16 protein-coding genes, 1 tRNA gene and 1 pseudogene are annotated in these 17,961 nt (G+C 70.0%); 8 read left to right on the forward strand and 10 right to left on the reverse strand.

Annotated features, from left to right (window positions below):
• Positions 1-71 precede the first annotated feature (71 nt).
• The 3 genes from ACH4RG_RS00510 to ACH4RG_RS00520 form a co-directional block, all read right to left on the reverse strand.
• On the reverse strand, positions 72-1,550 hold the full coding sequence (locus ACH4RG_RS00510) for a DUF2252 domain-containing protein (RefSeq protein WP_397918872.1): 1,479 nt from the start codon (positions 1,548-1,550) through the stop codon (positions 72-74).
• 202 nt (positions 1,551-1,752) lie between these two features.
• The gene (locus ACH4RG_RS00515; protein ID WP_397918870.1) at positions 1,753-2,115 is read right to left on the reverse strand and encodes a winged helix-turn-helix transcriptional regulator; all 363 of its coding nucleotides are present in this window, start codon (positions 2,113-2,115) and stop codon (positions 1,753-1,755) included.
• A 162-nt stretch (positions 2,116-2,277) separates the two neighbouring features.
• Positions 2,278-3,108, reverse strand: a complete 831-nt coding sequence (locus ACH4RG_RS00520; RefSeq protein WP_397918868.1) for a ScbR family autoregulator-binding transcription factor — start codon at positions 3,106-3,108, stop codon at positions 2,278-2,280.
• Positions 3,109-4,075: 967 nt separating this feature from the next.
• Between ACH4RG_RS00520 and ACH4RG_RS00525 the strand changes: the two genes are divergently transcribed.
• Entirely contained in the window at positions 4,076-4,228 is a 153-nt protein-coding gene (locus ACH4RG_RS00525) for a hypothetical protein (RefSeq protein ID WP_397918866.1), read from the forward strand.
• Positions 4,229-4,272: 44 nt separating this feature from the next.
• On the opposite strand, the gene ACH4RG_RS00530 is transcribed toward ACH4RG_RS00525, so the two are convergent.
• Complete coding sequence (locus tag ACH4RG_RS00530) at positions 4,273-4,989, reverse strand: alpha/beta fold hydrolase (protein WP_397918864.1); 717 nt, start codon at positions 4,987-4,989, stop codon at positions 4,273-4,275.
• Positions 4,990-5,466: 477 nt separating this feature from the next.
• On the opposite strand from ACH4RG_RS00530, the gene ACH4RG_RS00535 reads away from it, so the two are divergent.
• Positions 5,467-5,688: a hypothetical protein gene (locus ACH4RG_RS00535; RefSeq protein ID WP_397929419.1), complete on the forward strand. Its 222-nt coding sequence runs from the start codon at positions 5,467-5,469 to the stop codon at positions 5,686-5,688.
• 415 nt (positions 5,689-6,103) lie between these two features.
• Here the strand turns inward: ACH4RG_RS00535 and ACH4RG_RS00540 are convergent, their stop codons facing one another.
• The 5 genes and pseudogenes from ACH4RG_RS00540 to ACH4RG_RS00560 form a co-directional block, all read right to left on the reverse strand.
• Positions 6,104-6,760, reverse strand: a complete 657-nt coding sequence (locus ACH4RG_RS00540) for a TetR/AcrR family transcriptional regulator (protein WP_397918860.1) — start codon at positions 6,758-6,760, stop codon at positions 6,104-6,106.
• 229 nt (positions 6,761-6,989) lie between these two features.
• A pseudogene (locus tag ACH4RG_RS00545) lies at positions 6,990-7,580 on the reverse strand (aldehyde dehydrogenase family protein); the annotation flags it as partial.
• Positions 7,474-7,896, reverse strand: a complete 423-nt coding sequence (locus ACH4RG_RS00550) for a hypothetical protein (protein ID WP_398539374.1) — start codon at positions 7,894-7,896, stop codon at positions 7,474-7,476. The gene ACH4RG_RS00550 and the pseudogene ACH4RG_RS00545, both read right to left, overlap by 107 nt.
• Positions 7,790-8,419, reverse strand: coding sequence for an aldehyde dehydrogenase family protein (locus ACH4RG_RS00555; protein WP_398538875.1), 630 nt, complete (start codon positions 8,417-8,419; stop codon positions 7,790-7,792). Before ACH4RG_RS00555 ends, ACH4RG_RS00550 begins: the two co-directional genes overlap by 107 nt.
• A 226-nt stretch (positions 8,420-8,645) precedes the next feature.
• Positions 8,646-8,728 (reverse strand) — tRNA-Leu (locus ACH4RG_RS00560).
• 314 nt (positions 8,729-9,042) lie between these two features.
• On the opposite strand from ACH4RG_RS00560, the gene ACH4RG_RS00565 reads away from it, so the two are divergent.
• The 6 genes from ACH4RG_RS00565 (at position 9,043) to pknB (ending at position 17,102) form a co-directional block, all read left to right on the forward strand.
• The gene (locus ACH4RG_RS00565; RefSeq protein ID WP_397918856.1) at positions 9,043-9,897 is read left to right on the forward strand and encodes an FhaA domain-containing protein; all 855 of its coding nucleotides are present in this window, start codon (positions 9,043-9,045) and stop codon (positions 9,895-9,897) included.
• Positions 9,898-9,907: 10 nt separating this feature from the next.
• The gene (locus tag ACH4RG_RS00570; RefSeq protein WP_003967913.1) at positions 9,908-10,426 is read left to right on the forward strand and encodes an FHA domain-containing protein; all 519 of its coding nucleotides are present in this window, start codon (positions 9,908-9,910) and stop codon (positions 10,424-10,426) included.
• Positions 10,427-10,555: 129 nt separating this feature from the next.
• Complete coding sequence (locus ACH4RG_RS00575) at positions 10,556-12,055, forward strand: PP2C family protein-serine/threonine phosphatase (RefSeq protein ID WP_397919297.1); 1,500 nt, start codon at positions 10,556-10,558, stop codon at positions 12,053-12,055.
• 22 nt (positions 12,056-12,077) lie between these two features.
• Positions 12,078-13,478: an FtsW/RodA/SpoVE family cell cycle protein gene (locus ACH4RG_RS00580; protein WP_397918854.1), complete on the forward strand. Its 1,401-nt coding sequence runs from the start codon at positions 12,078-12,080 to the stop codon at positions 13,476-13,478.
• Positions 13,475-14,932 (forward strand): peptidoglycan D,D-transpeptidase FtsI family protein, encoded by a 1,458-nt coding sequence (locus ACH4RG_RS00585; RefSeq protein WP_397918852.1) that lies wholly within the window; start codon positions 13,475-13,477, stop codon positions 14,930-14,932. Before ACH4RG_RS00580 ends, ACH4RG_RS00585 begins: the two co-directional genes overlap by 4 nt.
• Before the next feature lie 169 nt (positions 14,933-15,101).
• Positions 15,102-17,102: a Stk1 family PASTA domain-containing Ser/Thr kinase gene (gene pknB, locus ACH4RG_RS00590; protein ID WP_397918850.1), complete on the forward strand. Its 2,001-nt coding sequence runs from the start codon at positions 15,102-15,104 to the stop codon at positions 17,100-17,102.
• 103 nt (positions 17,103-17,205) lie between these two features.
• Here the strand turns inward: pknB and ACH4RG_RS00595 are convergent, their stop codons facing one another.
• A complete protein-coding gene (locus tag ACH4RG_RS00595; protein ID WP_397918848.1) occupies positions 17,206-17,946 on the reverse strand; it encodes a class E sortase in 741 nt (246 codons plus the stop codon).
• Positions 17,947-17,961: the final 15 nt, after the last annotated feature.

Raw genomic sequence — 17,961 nt, forward strand, 5'->3', positions numbered from 1 at the left:
ACAGAGCCACACCGCCTCACGGACAGAGCCCCACCGCCTCGCGGCCCCGTCCCCATCGCCCCACGAACCCCTCATATGCCGAATTCGGCGGCCAGGCGGCCCGCCTTGATCGCCCGCACCAGCTCGGCGTGATCCGCTTCCGTACGGTCGGCGTACGTCACCGCGAAGGCGGCCACCGCCCCGTCGAGCTCGTCGTTCTTGCCGCAGTAGCCCGCCAGCAGGCGGGGGTCGGCGCTGTGCGCGTGCGCCCGCGCGAGCAGCGCGCCGGTCATCCGCGCGTAGTCGTCCACCTGGTCGGCTGCGAGCGCGGCAGGGTCCACGCTGCCCTTGCGGTTACGGAACTGCCGGACCTGGAACTGCCTGCCGTCGACGTCCGCCCAGCCGAGCAGGATGTCGCTGACGACCTGCATCCGCTTCTGCCCGAGCACCACCCGGCGGCCCTCGTGCGCCACCTCCGGAACGTCGAAACCGACCGCGGGCAGATAGGGGGCGAGGACCGAGGGGCGCGCCTCCTTCACCTGAAGGACCAGCGGCTCACCCCGGTGATCGAGCAGCAGCACCACGTACGACCGGGTCCCCACGCTGCCGGTGCCGACCACCCGGAACGCCACGTCGTGGATCGTGTAGCGAGCCAGTAGCGGCACCCGGTCCTCGGAGACGGTGGAGAGATAGCCGCCAAGACCGGCGGCCACGGCAGCGGCCTCGGCGTCCGGTACCCGGCGCAGCACGGGCCGGGCGTCGACGAAGCGCCGGCCGCCGTCGGGGCACTCCTCGGTGGAGCGGGCGGCGAAGCGGGCGCTGGTGTTGCTGCGGGCCTTCTCCGAGACCCGCTCCAGGGTGCCGACCAGGTCCCGCGCGTCCGTGTGCGAGACGAGCTCCTCGTCCGCGATCGCGTTCCAGGCGTCGAGGGCGGGCAGCCGGGCCAGCAGCCGCATCGTGCGCCGGTAGGCGCCGACGGCGTCGTGCGCGCCCCGGCGGCAGGTGTCCTCGTCGGCCCCGGCGGCCCGGCCCGCCAGCACCAGGGAGGTGGCGAGCCGCTTGAGGTCCCACTCCCACGGCCCGAAGACGGTCTCGTCGAAGTCGTTCAGATCGATGACCAGGCTGCCCCGGGCATCGCCGTAGAGGCCGAAGTTGGCCGCGTGCGCGTCGCCGCAGAGCTGGGCGCCCACCCCGGTGACCGGGCTGCCCGTCAGATCGTGGGCCATCAGCCCGGCCGCGCCGCGCAGGAAGGCGAACGGCGTCGCCGCCATCCGGCCCACCCGTATCGGCGTCAGCCCCGGCACCCGGCCCCGGTTCGACTCCTCGACCGCCCGCACGGCGTCCGGCCGTCCCGGCGGCAGGACCAGCGAAGCGTGCGAGGCCCGCGGCACCCGGTCACGGAGGGCCTTGCCCGCCGCCTTCGGTGAACTCGCGGCACCACGCCGGGCAAACCCGGGCACGACCGGAATGCGCGGACCCTCGCCCGCGGTCGCCGCACCTCCCGCAGTCGCCTCGATTCCCGTCGCTCCCGCAGTCCGCCGCTCAGGCGTCGTCGTCTCGGTTCCGCTCATGGAGCGTCGCCCCCACCCTCGTACCGCTTCCGGCTGCCCGGCCGTCGAACCGGTCAGCGGTCCTGTCCACCAGCGACCGAGCACGACGGTACCGCCGGATGCCCGACACCCGCCGGGCCCGTGAACAGACATAACGCGAGGGGGGCAGGCCCCGGTGGTCGGCAGTGACGCGCCCCGAGGCACCCGGGACGCCCGGTCGAGGTCAGCAGCCGGTCCCGGAGCCGGCCGCGTCGTCCCGTGGCAGATAGGTGTCCGCCCACCGCCCCAGCTCGTTGAGCGCGGGCTCCATCGCGGCGCCCGCCTCGGTGAGCCGATACGCGACGCGCAGCGGCGGTCCCGCGTCAGCCTCGCGGATCACCAGGCCGGCCGTGCCGAGTTCGGTCAACCGGTCCGAAAGCATGCGCTCACTGATGCCGGGAATCGCCCGTCGCAGCTCGGCGAAGTGCACCGGCCGCTGGAGCAGGACCGAGACGATCTGGCCGGTCCAGCGCTTGCCGAATAACGCGAAGACACGGCTGATCCCCCGGTCGACCCGCCGACAGGGCTGCTCGCCGTGATCCGCCATTTCCCCAGAATACTGGGCCACTCTTAGCGGCTTACTAAAGGTAAGTAGCCGCTCCGTGAACTCCGGCAGGGTCGGGGAGGCCCCAGGAGCACTGCGGCCCTACCGTATGATGATCTTGAACAATCGGACGTTTCACGTGAAACACAGCGTGCCCGGAGCGCATCAGGCGACGACCCCTCCGGCCGCCACCCCCGCGCCTGCGGGCTCCTCGTCGCCCTCGTCGCCGGCTCCCCCGGCCCGCGGACCACGACCGGCTCCGCCGCCCCGCAGGCCTGACCCGCCCGATCGGGAACCCCCGTCGGTCGCGGGATCGGAACCCGCACCCTTGGCCTCCGCGGCGATCCTGGCCTCCTGCTCCTCACGCTCCGCCCGCTCGCGGGCCTGGGCCGCCAGATCCACCCGGCCCTCCGGCTTGATGTGGGCGATGACGCCGGGATGAGCGAGCGACGGCAGGATGTGGCGCCACATCTCGGCCACCTGCTCGCGCAGATCGGCCCGGCCCGAGTCGGCCTCCGAGACCAGCTGAATACCGGTGAACGAGGCGACGATGATTTTGGCTGACACCATCGGGTCGATCTGCGGGAACACCTCACCGCGCTCCTGGCCCAGCTCCAGCATCCGGGCCGTCGCGTCGATCCAGTCGCTCCAGGGGTGCGGTCCGCCGAGGAAGACGCCCTCGATGGAGAGCCTGGTGCCGGCCCGGGCCATCGAATTGTGGCGCAGAGCGAAAGCGAACTGCTGACCACCGTCCACCAGGGACTGAAGCGGCGACCCCTCCTGTTCGAACTCGACCGTGGAGGTCTGCTCGTCCATGATCGCCTGCGCGATGGCCTCCTTGGAGGCGAAGTGGAAGTACAAGGCCCCCTTGGTGACCTTGGCGCGGCGAAGGATCTCCGAGATGGCGGCACGCTCGTAGCCGTAGTCGTCGAAGACACTCGCCGCGGCATCCACGATCGACCGCCACGTCTGGACTGCGCGAGCCTGCTTCGCCATTTCCTGCCTCCGGGACGTTCTGTGCGCTCAGCCCTTCACCGCCGAGTCGCCGTCGATCCAACCTCTGCGGCCAGCGTATGCAAGTGCGCTGTTGCACTGGCCATCGGTCTGTCCGGAAACCGTGCCCACACCCGGTGGATCACCGCCCGCGGACACCCGCTGTCGCCTCCTCCTTACCCGCCTGTCCGTACCCCGCCCGCCGCCGAAAACACGGACCGACGAGAACGTGGTGAAGGAGGAACACCACGGATACCAGGGTTCGGGCCACGGAACAACGAAGAACCCCCGCTCCGGATCTCTTCGAAGCGGGGGCTCTGACGAACCAAACCCGACAGTCGCGATCGACTGGGACTGTGCGAGGGAACTCAACTGTCCGCATACGGCTGAGCTTTCTCAGGCTACACGGAAGCGACCCGCCGCCCGGATCGACCTGCCTCGCCGATGGGGCTCGGCCAGGCCTGGAGAACCCGGCGAGAGGCCTGGACGACCGCACGGAAGGGTGCAGCCCCAGCGATAGCAAGCGCTCAGCCAGACCCGCGCCGATGGTGGGAGGAGCGAGCGGGGGAGGGGAAGCGAGCGAGGGGAGGGGAAAGGGGAGCAGAGGCGGCGGCTGCTTCCTCGTCGAAGCGGTCAGCGGGAGGGACGGGCACGCGGAAAACCGCAGCGGACCGGCGCAGATGTCGGGCACCGGGATCGAGGGGTGGACCGCGAAGCGGCAGGACGACCGAAATACGCCGCTGCCGCCGACGGCGGCCAGCGAGAAGCGCTCGTGTCCCTGGGCACGGGTGGTCCGACGCGCGACACTTTTCGCGCGGGCCTCCTTGAGCCCGTCGACGCGGAGCACGGCGGGTTCCAGAAGGTGCCGACCGTGTCGTCGGGCTCGCCGTCGACGGAGAACCGCCGGCCACCACAGACCGGGCGAGCGCCGGAGCCCAGCGCCGCGTGGAGCCCTTCGAAGAAGGCGTCCGTGCGCAGGACCGGGGAGAGCGTGGACTCGCTGCCCATGGAGGTCATCGGCTCCGTCGAGGAGCGGTACGACGTGCGCATCCCCGAGGCCGAGGCCAAGACCTTCAAGTCGGTACAGGAGGCCGTCGACTTCGTCGTCCTGTACACCGCTTGAGTACCGAAGGGCCGCGGCAGTACGGCACCGCCGCGGCCCGCACCTCAGCCGACCAGTTCCCGGTAGGCCCTGCGCAGCACTTCGGTGAAGCCGTCCGGATCGGTCAGGACCAGCAGGTGGGAGCCCGGCAGATGCTCGAGCCGGGCCCGCGGGTCGGCCGTTCGGGCGGCGGCCAGGAACGCGTCCTCGTCGGAGCGGAACAGCCAGTCGCCCCGCCCGTTGGAGATCAGCAGGGGCAGGGTCAGCTTCCCGGCCATGGCCAGATAGTCGTGCCGGGGCACATCCTGGGCCGCGTCGAAGAACCCGGGCATCGACAGCCCGCCGGCGATCGCCGCCTCGGCGCTCTCCGCCGGCAGCGCCTTGCGCAGCGCCGCGGCACCGAGCCGGTCCGACCACTCCTTCCCCGCCCACCGGCCCAGCCGCCCAGCCGCCCGGTACAGGGCGACCGCGGCGCCGCGCGGTTGGGCGGTGCAGTTGTTCAGCAGCAACCCACCGAGGGCCCCGGGGTGTTGGGCGGCGTACGCGAGTGAGGGGAAGCCGCCGAGAGACATCCCCGCGAGAACGACGGGCCGACCGCCCGACGCCGCGTGCTCGACCGCGGCACCGATCTGGTCGACCGCGCCGGCCAGAGTGAAGCGCCGTTCGCTCAGGGAGCCGTGCCCCGGCAGGTCGCAGGCGACGATCCGGTAGCCCGGCCCGATACGGCGGGCGTGCGGCAGCCACATGCTGGCGGAGAGCCGGATTCCGTGTACCAGGACCAAAGGCTTTCCATCCTTTTCCCCGGAAGCCCAAATTCCGCGACCTTCCACCGACTCGAATGCACGCAATTCTCCCGGACCGACTCTCGCACCCTCTTCCCTCTTGGCCCTCAATCCATCTTCACGACGGTCTCTGCCGGGCCCTTCCATAACCCCACCATCCTTGATTCTTTGATTCCTTGCGATTACCGGTACGGCGCCGAAGAATTTCCTGACAGCTACCGCGCCGCACTCTACCCTGAACGAGTCGTCTCGTTCTATAGCGCCTCCACCTGCGGCTTTACCGACAGCGAGACCCCGGGGAGTGAGATGAGCAAGATCATCACCATGTTCTTCGGCACCGTGAGCGACCTTGCCAGAATCTGCCGGGCGCTGTGGAACTCCTGGAACCGCCGGTGATCCCGCCCCCCACCATTTTCCACGCATTCCCCAGCACCCCGTGCGGCCGTTTTCTCCCACTCGAAGAGCGGGAATGCCGTGATGCCGAAAATCTTCACGTCACATTCAGAAGAAACTTACGAAGAAATCGAACTCCGCGCACGGGGCGTCGCGGCGGAACTCCGCCGACGCGGCCTGCTCTCCGGCGACCGGCTCACGTCCAAGGCGGCCACACCCGCGCCCGCGCTGGAATCCACCCTGCACGTGCCCGCTGTGGAGGAGCCACTGGCCGCCGCCGGCGTGGTACTCGCGGTCGGCACGTGATGGTGGGCCCTCTTCGGCGGCATCGGACCGGAGGCCGACCTGGCGGGCGCGAAGATAGAGAAGACCACGCGCGACGTCACCGGCGAGACCTTCGACAAGGGACGGTCCATCGGCGTCACATCGCGGCGCGCCGGTACCGACATCTCCCGGCAGAAGCTCTTCCTGCGCTGAGCCACCTGGAGCAATCGTCCTCGTCCCGCTGACTTTCCGGGCGGACGGTCGAGGGCTTTTCGTACCGCTCTCTCGTACGGGCGGGCCGGGTGCGGTCGGTCGGCTTCCGACTACGGGCGGCCGTACGTCCCGCTGTGCCGGCGGTGCCGAAGGTGCCGTCGGCCGGCCGCGGTCACTCCTCCCGGGCCGGACGCCCCCCCCGTGAGCCGCTTCCCCCGCCGGGTCCCGTGAGCGGACTCCTCCGTCAGGAGGGGCCCGCCCCTCCTGCGTCGCCTTCCGTCACCTCGACTGCCCTGCGCGGCGGCGAGACGATCGTGGCGTCGACCAGCCGCACCACTTCCTCCTCGGACACCGCCTCGGCGCCGAACAGACTCCGGAACAGCATCGTCCCGGCCCACATGTCCAGCACCAGCGAGAGGTCGGTGTCCTCGGGCAGCACGCCGCGGGCCACCGCCCGTTCCAGCACCACGGTGGACTGACGCTTACGGGGCTCCAGGATCTCCACCCGCATCACCTCGCGCAGCGCCTCGTCGTCGAACAGGTCCCCGACCAGCGACGGCAGCACGGCACGCAGCCGTCCCGAGCCGTAGAACCGGAGCATCGCGTTGTTCGCCAGCGTGAGCATCTCCTGCCGACTGTCGTCGAGGTCGTCCGTGGGCACGTCGTGCAGCTGGCTGCGGATCACGTCCAGCACCAACGCGGCCTTGTTGGGCCACGACCGGTAGAGCGTGGCCTTTCCCACCCCCGCGTCGGCGGCCACGCCGCCCACGGTGAGCTTCGAGTAGCCCAGTTCGGCAAGGTTCTTCCAGGCCGCTTCCAGAATGCGCTCACGGGCGTCCAGATCCCGCCGGTGTACCCCGGTGGAGTCCTCGACCACTCCGAGAGTTCGCTTCTGCCCCATGTCTTTCCTCCTGGTACCACGCGTTCAGGTCGGACGGCTCCGCTCGTCGACGTGAGTTCGGAACGATACGACTCGTTTAACCCTGTCTCAAGAAGCGCCGTTTCCGCTGGTCCTGACGCCCCCTCTTCCACAGGCGGTCCGTCCGCGGACGGACCGGCATCCCTTCGTCGGACACCGGCACGGCGCGCGCCGTCCCTGCCGCGCAGCGCCCGCCAGACCACCCCGGTGATCACCGCGGAGTTCCAGGGCGAGCGGCAGCCCGTCCGGCGCCCGGCAGATCCGCAGCATGTGCTGGGTGGTCCCGGCGTCCAGGGGGAAGCCGGGCATCCACACCATCCCGCTGCGAAGCGTCCTGGCCAGCCGGGCCCCGCCCCGCCCGGCGAAGACCGCCCCGCCGAGCCCGTACTCGCCGCGATTGGCCCGCTTCCACGCCCTCGGCCGCGCCCTTGACCCGGTGGACGACCAGGACCGGCCCGAAGGTCTCCTCGCGCACCACGGCCGAGTCCTCCGGCACGTCGGCGAGCACCACCGGCCCGCGCGCACAGGGGGGTCGCACGGCATCCGGCCCACCGACCACAGCCCGCCCGCCGTCGGCGATCGCCGCTTCGACGTGCCGGAGGATCCCGTCCAGCTGCCCCGGCATGGTCACGGGCCCGAAGTCCTCGCCCGCCCGTATCTTCTGGGCCCGCTCGACGAGCCGGATCAGGAACCGGTCATGCACGGCGTCCGCGACGTAGACCCGTTCGATGCCCGCGCACGGCTGACCGGCGTTGCCGCAGCCGGCCCAGAGCGCCGCCTCCACCGCTGCGACCACGTCCGCGGCCGCGACGACCACCAGGGCGTCCCTGCCGCCCAGCTCCATCAGTACCGGGTGAGCGTGGGCGCACGGGCGGCGAGAATCCTGGCCCCGTGGCGGATGAGCCGGTGAAGGCCACCTTGTCGACGCCCACCCGGCACGGCGGCACGGTTTCGCCCCGGTCGGCGGCGAGTTGTAGCAGCGGCGGGCCGGAAACCGCCTCGGTAAAGGTGTCAACCAGCCATTTTCCGCAGGCGGGGTGTACTCGCGGGGCTCGAACATCGTGGCGCTCCCGCGCGGGAAGCACCACGGTGTTCCCCGCGGCCAGTGCGTAGGCGATGGAGCCGAGCGGGGTGTGCCCCGGGAAGTTGCAGGGGCCGATCACCCGACGCCTCGGCACGGCCGGTACTCGACCGTGCAGGCCTGGTTGACCATGAGGAGCCCGAACAGCGCCCGCCGCCTGCCCAGCACCCGGGAGGCGTGCCGACCGCCCAGCCCACGTGTTCCAGCGCCGCCGCCGACTCGACCACCGCGTCCGCCCTGACCGTGCCGTTCCCCCGCTGGAGCAGATCAACCACCTCGTCGAGGCGGCGCGTCATCACCCGCCGCCACGCGAGCAGCCGTTCACGACGCCCGGCCTGCCCCTGCCGCTCCCACCAGGCGGCGGCCTCCCGGGCCCGCGCGACCTTCGCCCGCCCCGCCTCCTCGTCGTCCGCCGGCAACGCGGCGACGACCTCCCCGCTCGCCGGGTCGAAGGACGGCAACGCGCCCGTCGCCCCCCGGCTCCCTCCGGTGGGGAGCGACCGCGGGACCTGGCAGGGACTCCCCCTGATCCGCGACCGGACACGTCCGGCGCCAGGCATTCGATGAGTTGACCAGTTCACCCCGACCACACATCGGAACGAAACGACTCGACTCGCCCTAAGTCGCCACCCGTCACCCCGCCCAGGGCCGAACTGTTCGGCGTCCAGCCGATCCGCACCCGCGCCCAACCCCGTGACCAGGCCGGATACAGCGAAAAGGCCGACCCCGTATTCACGGGGCCGACCTTTTCGTTGGTACTGCTGGGCACTTTCGTGCCCTCTGTTGTGCGCGAGGGGGGATTTGAACCCCCACGTCCCTAAGGACACTGGCACCTGAAGCCAGCGCGTCTGCCGTTCCGCCACTCGCGCATAAGTGGTGTTCCAGACTCTCTCACTGTGTGGTGCGAGCGCCTGGCGACATCCGGAAGATTAGCACGGTGAACAGGGTGGAATCACATCCGTTGTTTCGTCGTCACCGGCGGGGGAAGCGGGAACCCCGAACCATCGCCCCCACTCCTCCTGAGTGCGTCCCGGGTGCGGGACACTGGGAGGAGGTCACCTCTACGATCCGTGTGAGGGGTGACACTCATCCACAGGCCAGACAAGGGGAACCAGCCGATTTCCCGACGCGTGGATACGATCAGTAAGCAGTACAGGGACGATGACAACGGAGGAGGTGCCCCATGGGGGTCATGAAGCGTTTCGAGCAGCGCCTCGAGGGGCTGGTCAACGGCACCTTCGCCAAGGTCTTCAAGTCCGAGGTGCAGCCCGTCGAGATCGCCGGCGCCCTCCAGCGGGAGTGCGACAACAACGCGACGATCTGGAACCGCGAGCGGACCGTCGTCCCCAATGACTTCATCGTCGAGCTCAGCACACCCGACTACGAGCGGCTCAGCCCGTACTCCGGTCAGCTGGGCGACGAGCTGTCCGGCCTGGTGCGCGACTACGCCAAGCAGCAGCGCTACACCTTCATGGGACCGATCAAGGTCCACCTGGAGAAGGCCGACGACCTCGACACCGGGCTCTACCGGGTCCGCAGCCGCACGCTGGCGTCGAGTTCGTCACAGCAGGACCCGTCGGCCCCGCCCCAGCCCGCGGCGGGGCGGCCCGCCGCCTCGCAGGCTCCCGGCGGCTACGGCTACCCCCCGAGCGCCGCTCCGCCGATGCCGGCGGCCCCGCCGCCCGGCGCCGGACGGCCCGCGGCCCCCACGAACGACCGGCGCCCGCCGGCCGCGCCCGGCGCCCTGCCGGACGCCCGGACACGGCGCTGGATCGAGATCAACGGCACTCGCCATCAGATCTCCCGCCCGACGTTGGTGATGGGACGATCCACCGACGCCGACGTGCGGATCGACGACCCCGGCGTATCGCGCCGGCACTGTGAGATCCGGACCGGAACGCCCTCGACGATCCAGGATCTCGGGTCTACCAACGGCATCGTGGTAGACGGGCAGCACACCACCCGCGCTACGCTCCGCGACGGCTCGCGGATCGTCGTGGGCAGCACCACCATCGTTTACCGGCAAGCCGAAGGGTGAAGCGGGGGCAATGTCAGAGCTGACCCTGACGGTCATGCGGCTAGGTTTCCTGGCTGTTCTGTGGCTGTTCGTCATCGTGGCCGTACAGGTCATCCGCAGCGACCTGTTCGGAACGCGCGTCACGCAGCGCGGCTCACGCCGCACTGCCGCCGACGCGCGCCCCCAACAGGGCCGCCAACAACAACAAGCGGCGCCGCCCCAGCAGCGCCAGCAGCCCGGGCGGCAGCGCCGCGGGGCACCCACCAAGCTGGTCGTGTCCGAAGGCACGCTCACGGGCACGACGGTCGCGCTCCAGGGGCAGACCATCACCCTGGGCCGGGCCCACGATTCAACGATCGTGCTGGACGACGACTACGCGTCCAGCAGGCATGCCAGGATCTACCCGGACCGTGACGGTCAGTGGATCGTCGAGGATCTCGGGTCCACCAACGGCACGTATCTGGAACGGACCCGGCTCACCACCCCGACACCAGTTCCGCTGGGCGCGCCGATCCGTATCGGCAAGACCGTCATCGAGCTGCGGAAGTAGTACGACAATGAGCGAGCGGAGCGAGCGAGCCGCGGCGGTCCCGACGGCGGACGCTGCCCGGTTCCCGACCGGAGGGTGGGCAGTGTGGCTCGAGACAGGCTGTACCCCGAGCCGACGGGCGAGGTGCGCATGAGTCTGTCGCTGCGCTTCGCCGCCGGGTCGCACAAGGGCATGATCCGGGAAGGCAACGAGGACTCCGGCTATGCCGGTCCCCGGCTCCTCGCCATCGCCGACGGCATGGGCGGTCAGGCGGCCGGTGAGGTCGCCAGCTCCGAGGTGATCTCCACGCTCGTCCCGCTCGACGACGACGTACCGGGATCCGATCTCCTGACCTCGCTCGGCACGGCCGTGCAGCAGGCCAACGACCAGCTGCGCGTCATGGTCGAGGAGGACCCCCAGCTGGAGGGCATGGGCACCACGCTCACCGCCCTGCTCTGGACCGGTCAGCGCCTCGGCCTGGTGCACGTCGGCGACTCCCGCGCCTACCTGCTGCGGGACGGTGTCCTGACGCAGATCACCCAGGACCACACCTGGGTGCAGCGCCTCGTCGACGAGGGCCGGATCACCGAGGAAGAGGCAACCACGCACCCGCAGCGCTCCCTGCTGATGCGGGCGCTGGGCAGCGGCGACCATGTCGAACCGGACCTCTCCATCCGCGAGGTCCGCGCCGGCGACCGCTATCTGATCTGCTCGGACGGCCTCTCCGGTGTCGTCTCGCACCAGACGATGGAAGAGACCCTGGCGAGCTATCAGGGCCCGCAGGAGACCATCCAGGAGCTGATCCAGCTCGCTCTGCGCGGCGGCGGCCCGGACAACATCACCTGCATCGTGGCCGACGTCCTGGACGTCGACAGCAACGACACCCTGGCCGGGCAGCTCAACGACACCCCGGTCGTCGTCGGCGCGGTCGCGGAGAACCAGGCCCAGCTCGGCGACGGCGGGGCCATGCAGACGCCCGCCGGCCGCGCCGCCGGCCTCGGCCGCCCCGTGCCCCCGCCCGCCGGCGGCTTCGGCCCGCCCGGCAGCGGCGACGTCGGCTACGGGGGCATGCCGGACGGCTCCTACGACGCCTACACGGACGAGGACTTCGTCAAGCCGGACGGTGGCCGTAAATGGCTGAAGCGTTCCGTCTTCATCGTGCTCGCGCTGGCCGTCATCGGCGGCGGTCTGTACGGCGGCTACCGCTGGACGCAGACGCAGTACTACGTCGGCGCGCAGGACGAGAACGTCGCGCTGTTCCAGGGCATCAGCCAGGACCTCGCCTGGGTCTCGCTCTCGAAGGTCGAGAAGAACCACCCCGAGATCGAGCTCAAGTACCTGCCGCCGTACCAGCGCAAGCAGGTGGAGGCGACGATCGCCGAGGGCAACATCACCGACGCCCGCGAGAAGGTCGCCGAGCTCGCCGCCCAGGCCTCCGCCTGCAAGAAGGACGCGCAGCGCCGCGCGGCCGACGCCGAGAACCGGGCCCGTACGGGCGAGGGCGAGGCCGGCGGCACCGCCGGAGCCCCCGCCACCAGGACTTCCGCCACGTCCTCCGCCAAGGGGACCAAGCCGACCACCGCTCCCACTCCCGGCCCCAGCCTCTCGGAGGAAGAGAAGAAGCTGGTCCCGCAGTGCGGTAAGCAGTAAGCCGTAGGGGGCCTTCAGCACCATGAGCGTTGTCACCAACACGACCACCATCGGCGCGATCGACGCACCGAGCCGCCGCAACACCGAGCTGGCACTCGTCGTCTTCGCCGTCGTCATCTCGGTGTTCGCCTACGCCAACGTGGGCCTCGCCCTCAACGGCGAACTGCCCACAGGCATGCTCAGCTACGGAGCGGGCCTCGCCCTGCTCGGCGGCGTCGCCCACCTCGTGGTGCGCAGATTCGCCAAGTACGCCGATCCGCTGCTGCTGCCCCTGGCCACCCTGCTGAACGGTCTGGGCCTGGCACTGATCTGGCGCCTGGACCAGTCGGAGCGACTGCTCGCCCACCCCAGCTTCGCGCCCGCCGCCTCCAAGCAGCTGATCTTCTCGGCGATGGGCGTGGCACTGTTCATCGGTGTGCTGCTCCTCCTCAAGGACCACCGCATCCTCCAGCGCTACACCTACATCTCCATGGTGGTCGCGCTCATCCTGCTGATCCTGCCGATGTTCTTCCCGCCCCAGTTCGGCGCGAGGATCTGGATCACCATCCCCGGCATCGGCTCCATCCAGCCCGGCGAGTTCGCGAAGATCGTCATCACGGTCTTCTTCGCCGGCTACCTGATGGTGAAGCGCGACGCCCTCGCCCTCGCCAGCCGCCGATTCATGGGCATGTACCTGCCCCGCGGGCGTGACCTCGGTCCGATCCTCGCCATCTGGGCGATGTCGATCCTGATCCTCGTCTTCGAGACCGACCTCGGCACCTCGCTCCTCTTCTTCGGCATGTTCGTCGTCATGCTCTACGTGGCGACCGAGCGCACCAGCTGGATCGTCTTCGGCCTCACCATGTCGGCCGTGGGCGCGGTAGGCGTGGCCTCCTTCGAGAAGCACGTGCAGGACCGGGTCACCGCCTGGCTCGACCCCTTCGCCGGCTGGGGCACCCATGCCGCCAGTGAGCAGATGGCCCAGGTGCTGATGGCCTTCGGCTCCGGCGGCACGCTTGGGACCGGTCTCGGTCAGGGCAACTCCGACCTCATCCTCTTCGCGGCCAACACCGACTTCATCCTCGCCACCGTGGGCGAGGAGCTCGGGCTCGCCGGAATGATGGCGTTCCTCCTGCTGTACGGGCTGATCGTCGAGCGCGGTGTGCGCACCGCGCTCGCCGCCCGCGACCCGTTCGGCAAGCTGCTGGCCATCGGGCTCTCCGGAGCCTTCGCCATCCAGGTCTTCGTCGTCGCCGGCGGTGTCATGGGCCTCATCCCGCTCACCGGTATGACGATGCCGTTCCTCGCGGCCGGCGGGTCGTCGGTCATCGCCAACTGGGCCCTGATCGGCATTCTGATCCGCATCAGCGACACCGCCCGCCGTCCCGCACCGGCTCCCGCGCCCTCCACCGACGCCGAGATGACGCAAGTGGTCCGCCCGTGAACAAGCCCCTGCGCCGGGTGGCGATCTTCTGCGGTCTCCTGATGCTCGCCCTGCTCATCCGGGACAACTGGCTCCAGTACGTCCGCGCCGACGAGCTGACCAGCCACAAGTACAACCGCCGCGTCGAGATCGAGCGGTACGCCCACGAGCGCGGCGACATCATCGTCGACGGCAAGGCGATCACCGGCTCCGCCGAGACCGAGGACGGCGACTTCAGGTACAAGCGCGTCTGGAAGGACGGCCCCCTGTGGGCCCCCGTGACCGGCTACTCCTCGCAGGCCTTCGACTCCTCGCAGCTGGAGAACCTGGAGGACGGCATCCTCACCGGCAACGACGACCAGCTGTTCTTCGACCGGACGCTGTCGATGTTCACCGGCGACAAGAAGCGCGGCGGCAACGTCGTCACCACCCTGAACGGCGATGCCCAGAAAGCCGCGTTCAAGGGGCTCGGCGAGAAGAAGGGCGCCGTGGTCGCCCTCGACCCGAAGACCGGCGCCATCCTCGCCCTCGCCAGCACCCCGTCCTACGACCCCTCGGTCTTCGCCGGCAACTCGCTCAAGGACTCGGACAACCGGCAGAAGCTCCTGAAGGACGAGGACAAGCCGATGCTCAACCGGGCCTTGCGCGAGACCTACCCCCCGGGCTCCACCTTCAAGGTCGTCACCGCCGCCGCCGCCCTGGAGAACGGGCTCTACGACGACATCGACGCCAAGACGGACTCCCCGCTGCCCTGGACGCTGCCGCAGTCCACCACGCAGCTCCGGAACGAGGGCGACATCCCCTGCGAGAACGCCACGCTGCGCGAGGCCCTGCGGGTCTCGTGCAACACCGTCTTCGGGAAGATGAGCGACGACCTCGGCAACAAGAAGATGATCGAGCAGACGGACAAGTTCGGCTTCAACAAGGAAGTCTTCACGCCCGTCCGCGCCGACGCGAGCATCTACCCCGAGGACAACAGGCCGCAGAACGCGATGGCGGGCATCGGCCAGGCGTCCAACCGCACCACCCCGCTCCAGATGGCAATGGTGGCCTCCGCGATCGCCAACGACGGCAAGCTGATGCAGCCGTACATGGTCGCCGAGCGGCAGGCGCCCAACCTGGACCCGGTCTACACCCACGAGCCCGAGGAGCTCAGCCGCGCGCTCTCCGGTGAGAACGCCCAGAAGGTCCAGCGGATGATGGAGACCGTCGTCGAGGACGGCACGGGAACCAACGCGCGGATCCCCGGCGTCACAGTGGGCGGCAAGACCGGTACGGCCCAGCACGGTCTGAACAACAGCGAGAAGCCGTACGCCTGGTTCATCTCGTACGCGAAGACCGACAGCGGCTCACCGGTCGCCGTCGCCGTCGTGGTGGAGGACGGCAACGCCAACCGGGACGACATCTCCGGCGGCGGGCTGGCCGCCCCCATCGCGCGCGACGTGATGAAAGCGGTCATCGACGGCAGGAAGTGAGACCTGTCACGGCGGTCGCCCGTCATACCGGACATCGGATACCGGTCGGATATCGGCTGCCGGGTGCGGGCTGAGCACGTCACCCGTGCCCGGTAGCGTATGCGCGAACAGCGCACCGCCGCGGACCACACACGGGTGCGGTCGGGACTGACGGAGAGGGCTGGAACAGATGGAAGAGCCGCGTCGCCTCGGCGGCCGGTACGAGCTGGGCTCGGTGCTCGGCCGTGGTGGCATGGCCGAGGTCTACCTCGCGCACGACACCCGGCTCGGCCGCACCGTAGCTGTGAAGACGCTCCGGGCCGATCTGGCCCGCGACCCGTCCTTCCAGGCCCGGTTCCGCCGTGAGGCCCAGTCGGCCGCCTCGCTCAACCACCCCGCGATCGTCGCCGTTTACGACACCGGCGAGGACTACGTCGACGGGGTCTCGATCCCGTACATCGTGATGGAGTACGTCGACGGGTCGACGCTGAGGGAGCTCCTGCACTCCGGTCGCAGACTGCTCCCCGAGCGCACGCTGGAGATGACGGTCGGCATCCTCCAGGCCCTGGAGTACTCGCACCGCGCCCAGATCGTCCACCGCGACATCAAACCGGCGAACGTCATGCTGACGCGCACCGGCCAGGTCAAGGTCATGGACTTCGGCATCGCCCGCGCCATGGGCGACTCCGGGATGACGATGACGCAGACCGCCGCGGTCATCGGCACCGCCCAGTACCTCTCCCCGGAGCAGGCCAAGGGCGAGCAGGTCGACGCGCGCTCCGACCTGTACTCCACCGGCTGCCTGCTGTACGAGCTGCTCGCCGTGCGGCCCCCGTTCGTCGGGGACTCGCCCGTCGCGGTGGCCTACCAGCACGTCAGGGAGGAGCCGCAGCCGCCGAGCAACTTCGACCCCGAGATCACGCCCGAGATGGACGCGATCGTGTTGAAGGCGCTCACCAAGGACCCGGACTACCGCTACCAGTCCGCCGACGAGATGCGCGCCGACATCGAGGCCTGCCTCGACGGTCGGCCGGTCGCGGCCACGGCGGCGATGGGCGCCGCGGGGTACGGGGGCTACGACGGCTACAACCCCGACCAGCCCACCACCGCCCTGCGCCCGGCCGACCCGAACAACGCGCAGACCTCGATGCTGCCGCCGGTCCACCCGGACGACGGCGGCTACGGCTACGACGACCGGTCGGGCCGCCGGCGCCAGCCGAAGAAGAGCAACACCTCGACGATCCTGCTGGTCGTCGCCGGCATCCTGGTGCTGATCGGCGCGATCCTGATCGGCCGGGTGATCTTCACCCCGACCAGCGACGACGGCCAGATCAAGGCCCCGAACCTGGTGGGCTCCACGGTGCAGGAAGCGGAGAAACTCGCGGCCAGAACCGACGTCACCGTGAAGGTCGGCGCCGAGGAGCCGTGCGAGGAGCAGGAGAAGGGCGAGATCTGCTCGCAGGACCCGGCGGCGGACGCGCTGATGGACAAGGACGGCACCGTCACGGTCGTCGTCTCCGCCGGAGCGCCGAAGATCGAGGTCCCCAACGTCCTGGAGAAGTCCGAGGACGGCGCCCGCGAGGAGCTGGAGAAGAAGGGCTTCACGGTCAACGTCACCACGGAGGAGTCCGAGAAGACCGAGGGCACCGTGATCGAGCAGGACCCCAAGGGCGGCGCGAAGGCCGAGGACGGGGCCGAGATCACCATCACCGTGGCGACCCAGGCGTCGCTCGACCTGCCGGACATGCGGACCCGCACGTACGAGGCCGCGGAGCAGCAGCTGCGGGGCATCGGCTTCACCAACATCTCGCGCACCGACGTGGAGTCGGAGAAGCCTGCCGGAGAGGTGATCGAGCAGACGCCCACGGGCCCGAGCAAGCAGGCCAAGGACGCGCAGATCGTTTTGAAGGTCTCCAAGGGGCCGGCGCAGCCGGAGCAGGTCGCGATCCCCGGTGACATCGGCAACAGGCCTTACCAGGACGTGAAGGCCCAGCTCGAAGGGCTCGGCTTCGTGGTCGCGCTCGCCCAGGGTTCGGTCGACAAGCCGAACGCCCGGGTGATCACCAGCAGCCCGGCGCCGACCACCCCGGCGGACAAGGGCAGCACCGTCACCCTCGTGACCATCGAGGGCGGCGGGAACGGCGGGAACGGGAACGGCGGGGGCTTCATCGGAGGCCTGGGCGACGACTGACCCACCGCCCACCCCGACCGTCACGGGAAGGGCCCCGGTCACCACGATGGTGACCGGGGCCCTTCCCGTGCTGTCCGGCGGCGAGCGGCTTTTCCTCGGCGGCTCAGCGCAGTTCGACCGGCTTGGTGCGGTCCTTGTCGACCTTCTCCGTACGCTCCAGCTCGCCCCACACGATGTACCGGTACTTCGAGGTGTAGACCGGGGTGCAGGTCGTCAACGTGATGTAGCGGCCCGGTTCCTTGACGCCCGACTCCTCCGGGACCGGCTGGATCACGTCGACGTTGAACTTCGACGTCTCGGGGAGCGTCTTGTAGACCTTGTAGACGTACCAGGTGTCCTTGGTCTCGAAGACGACCGGATCGCCGTTCTGCATCTTGTGGATGTTGTGGAACTTCGCGCCGTGCCCGTCACGGTGCGCGGCCAGCGTGAAGTTGCCCTCGTCGTCCCAGGGGAGGCCCGACTCGACCGGGTCCGTGTAGTAGCCCGCGATGCCGTTGTTCAGGGTCTCGGGGTCGGTGCCCTTCTTGACCAGGATCTCGCCGTTCTTCATGGCGGGCACGTGCAGGAAGCCGATGCCGTCCTTGGTGTCCAGGGCGCCGGGTCCGTCCGCCCATCTGCTGCGGACCGTGTCGCCCTGCCTGTCGGCCTCGCGGTCGGCGAGCACGTTGGTCCACCACAGGGAGTACGCGACGAACAGCGCGAGCACCAGGCCCGCGGTGATCAGCAGTTCGCCGAAGACGCTGACGGCCGTCGCGACGGGGTGACGGCCTCGCCGGCGCGGGGGCGCGTCCACCCGGGAGGGAGACGTGTCGGCCCGCTCGTCGTGCTCGGTCCTCGCTGCCACCGCACCGTCCCTGTC

The organism is Streptomyces sp. NPDC021019, assembly GCF_044333295.1.
In the GTDB taxonomy this organism is placed as follows: domain Bacteria; phylum Actinomycetota; class Actinomycetes; order Streptomycetales; family Streptomycetaceae; genus Streptomyces.

What these genes read in the sequence shown, in the direction of transcription:
- ACH4RG_RS00515 (WP_397918870.1), bottom strand. Translation starts at nt 2,115, where the DNA reads ATGGCGGATCACGGCGAGCAGCCCTGTCGGCGGGTCGACCGGGGGATC.
- pknB (WP_397918850.1), top strand. Translation starts at nt 15,102, where the DNA reads ATGGAAGAGCCGCGTCGCCTCGGCGGCCGGTACGAGCTGGGCTCGGTG.
- ACH4RG_RS00575 (WP_397919297.1), top strand. Translation starts at nt 10,556, where the DNA reads ATGAGTCTGTCGCTGCGCTTCGCCGCCGGGTCGCACAAGGGCATGATC.
- ACH4RG_RS00580 (WP_397918854.1), top strand. Translation starts at nt 12,078, where the DNA reads ATGAGCGTTGTCACCAACACGACCACCATCGGCGCGATCGACGCACCG.
- ACH4RG_RS00535 (WP_397929419.1), top strand. Translation starts at nt 5,467, where the DNA reads ATGCCGAAAATCTTCACGTCACATTCAGAAGAAACTTACGAAGAAATC.
- ACH4RG_RS00540 (WP_397918860.1), bottom strand. Translation starts at nt 6,760, where the DNA reads ATGGGGCAGAAGCGAACTCTCGGAGTGGTCGAGGACTCCACCGGGGTA.
- ACH4RG_RS00510 (WP_397918872.1), bottom strand. Translation starts at nt 1,550, where the DNA reads ATGAGCGGAACCGAGACGACGACGCCTGAGCGGCGGACTGCGGGAGCG.
- ACH4RG_RS00570 (WP_003967913.1), top strand. Translation starts at nt 9,908, where the DNA reads ATGTCAGAGCTGACCCTGACGGTCATGCGGCTAGGTTTCCTGGCTGTT.
- ACH4RG_RS00520 (WP_397918868.1), bottom strand. Translation starts at nt 3,108, where the DNA reads ATGGCGAAGCAGGCTCGCGCAGTCCAGACGTGGCGGTCGATCGTGGAT.
- ACH4RG_RS00555 (WP_398538875.1), bottom strand. Translation starts at nt 8,419, where the DNA reads ATGCCTGGCGCCGGACGTGTCCGGTCGCGGATCAGGGGGAGTCCCTGC.
- ACH4RG_RS00565 (WP_397918856.1), top strand. Translation starts at nt 9,043, where the DNA reads ATGGGGGTCATGAAGCGTTTCGAGCAGCGCCTCGAGGGGCTGGTCAAC.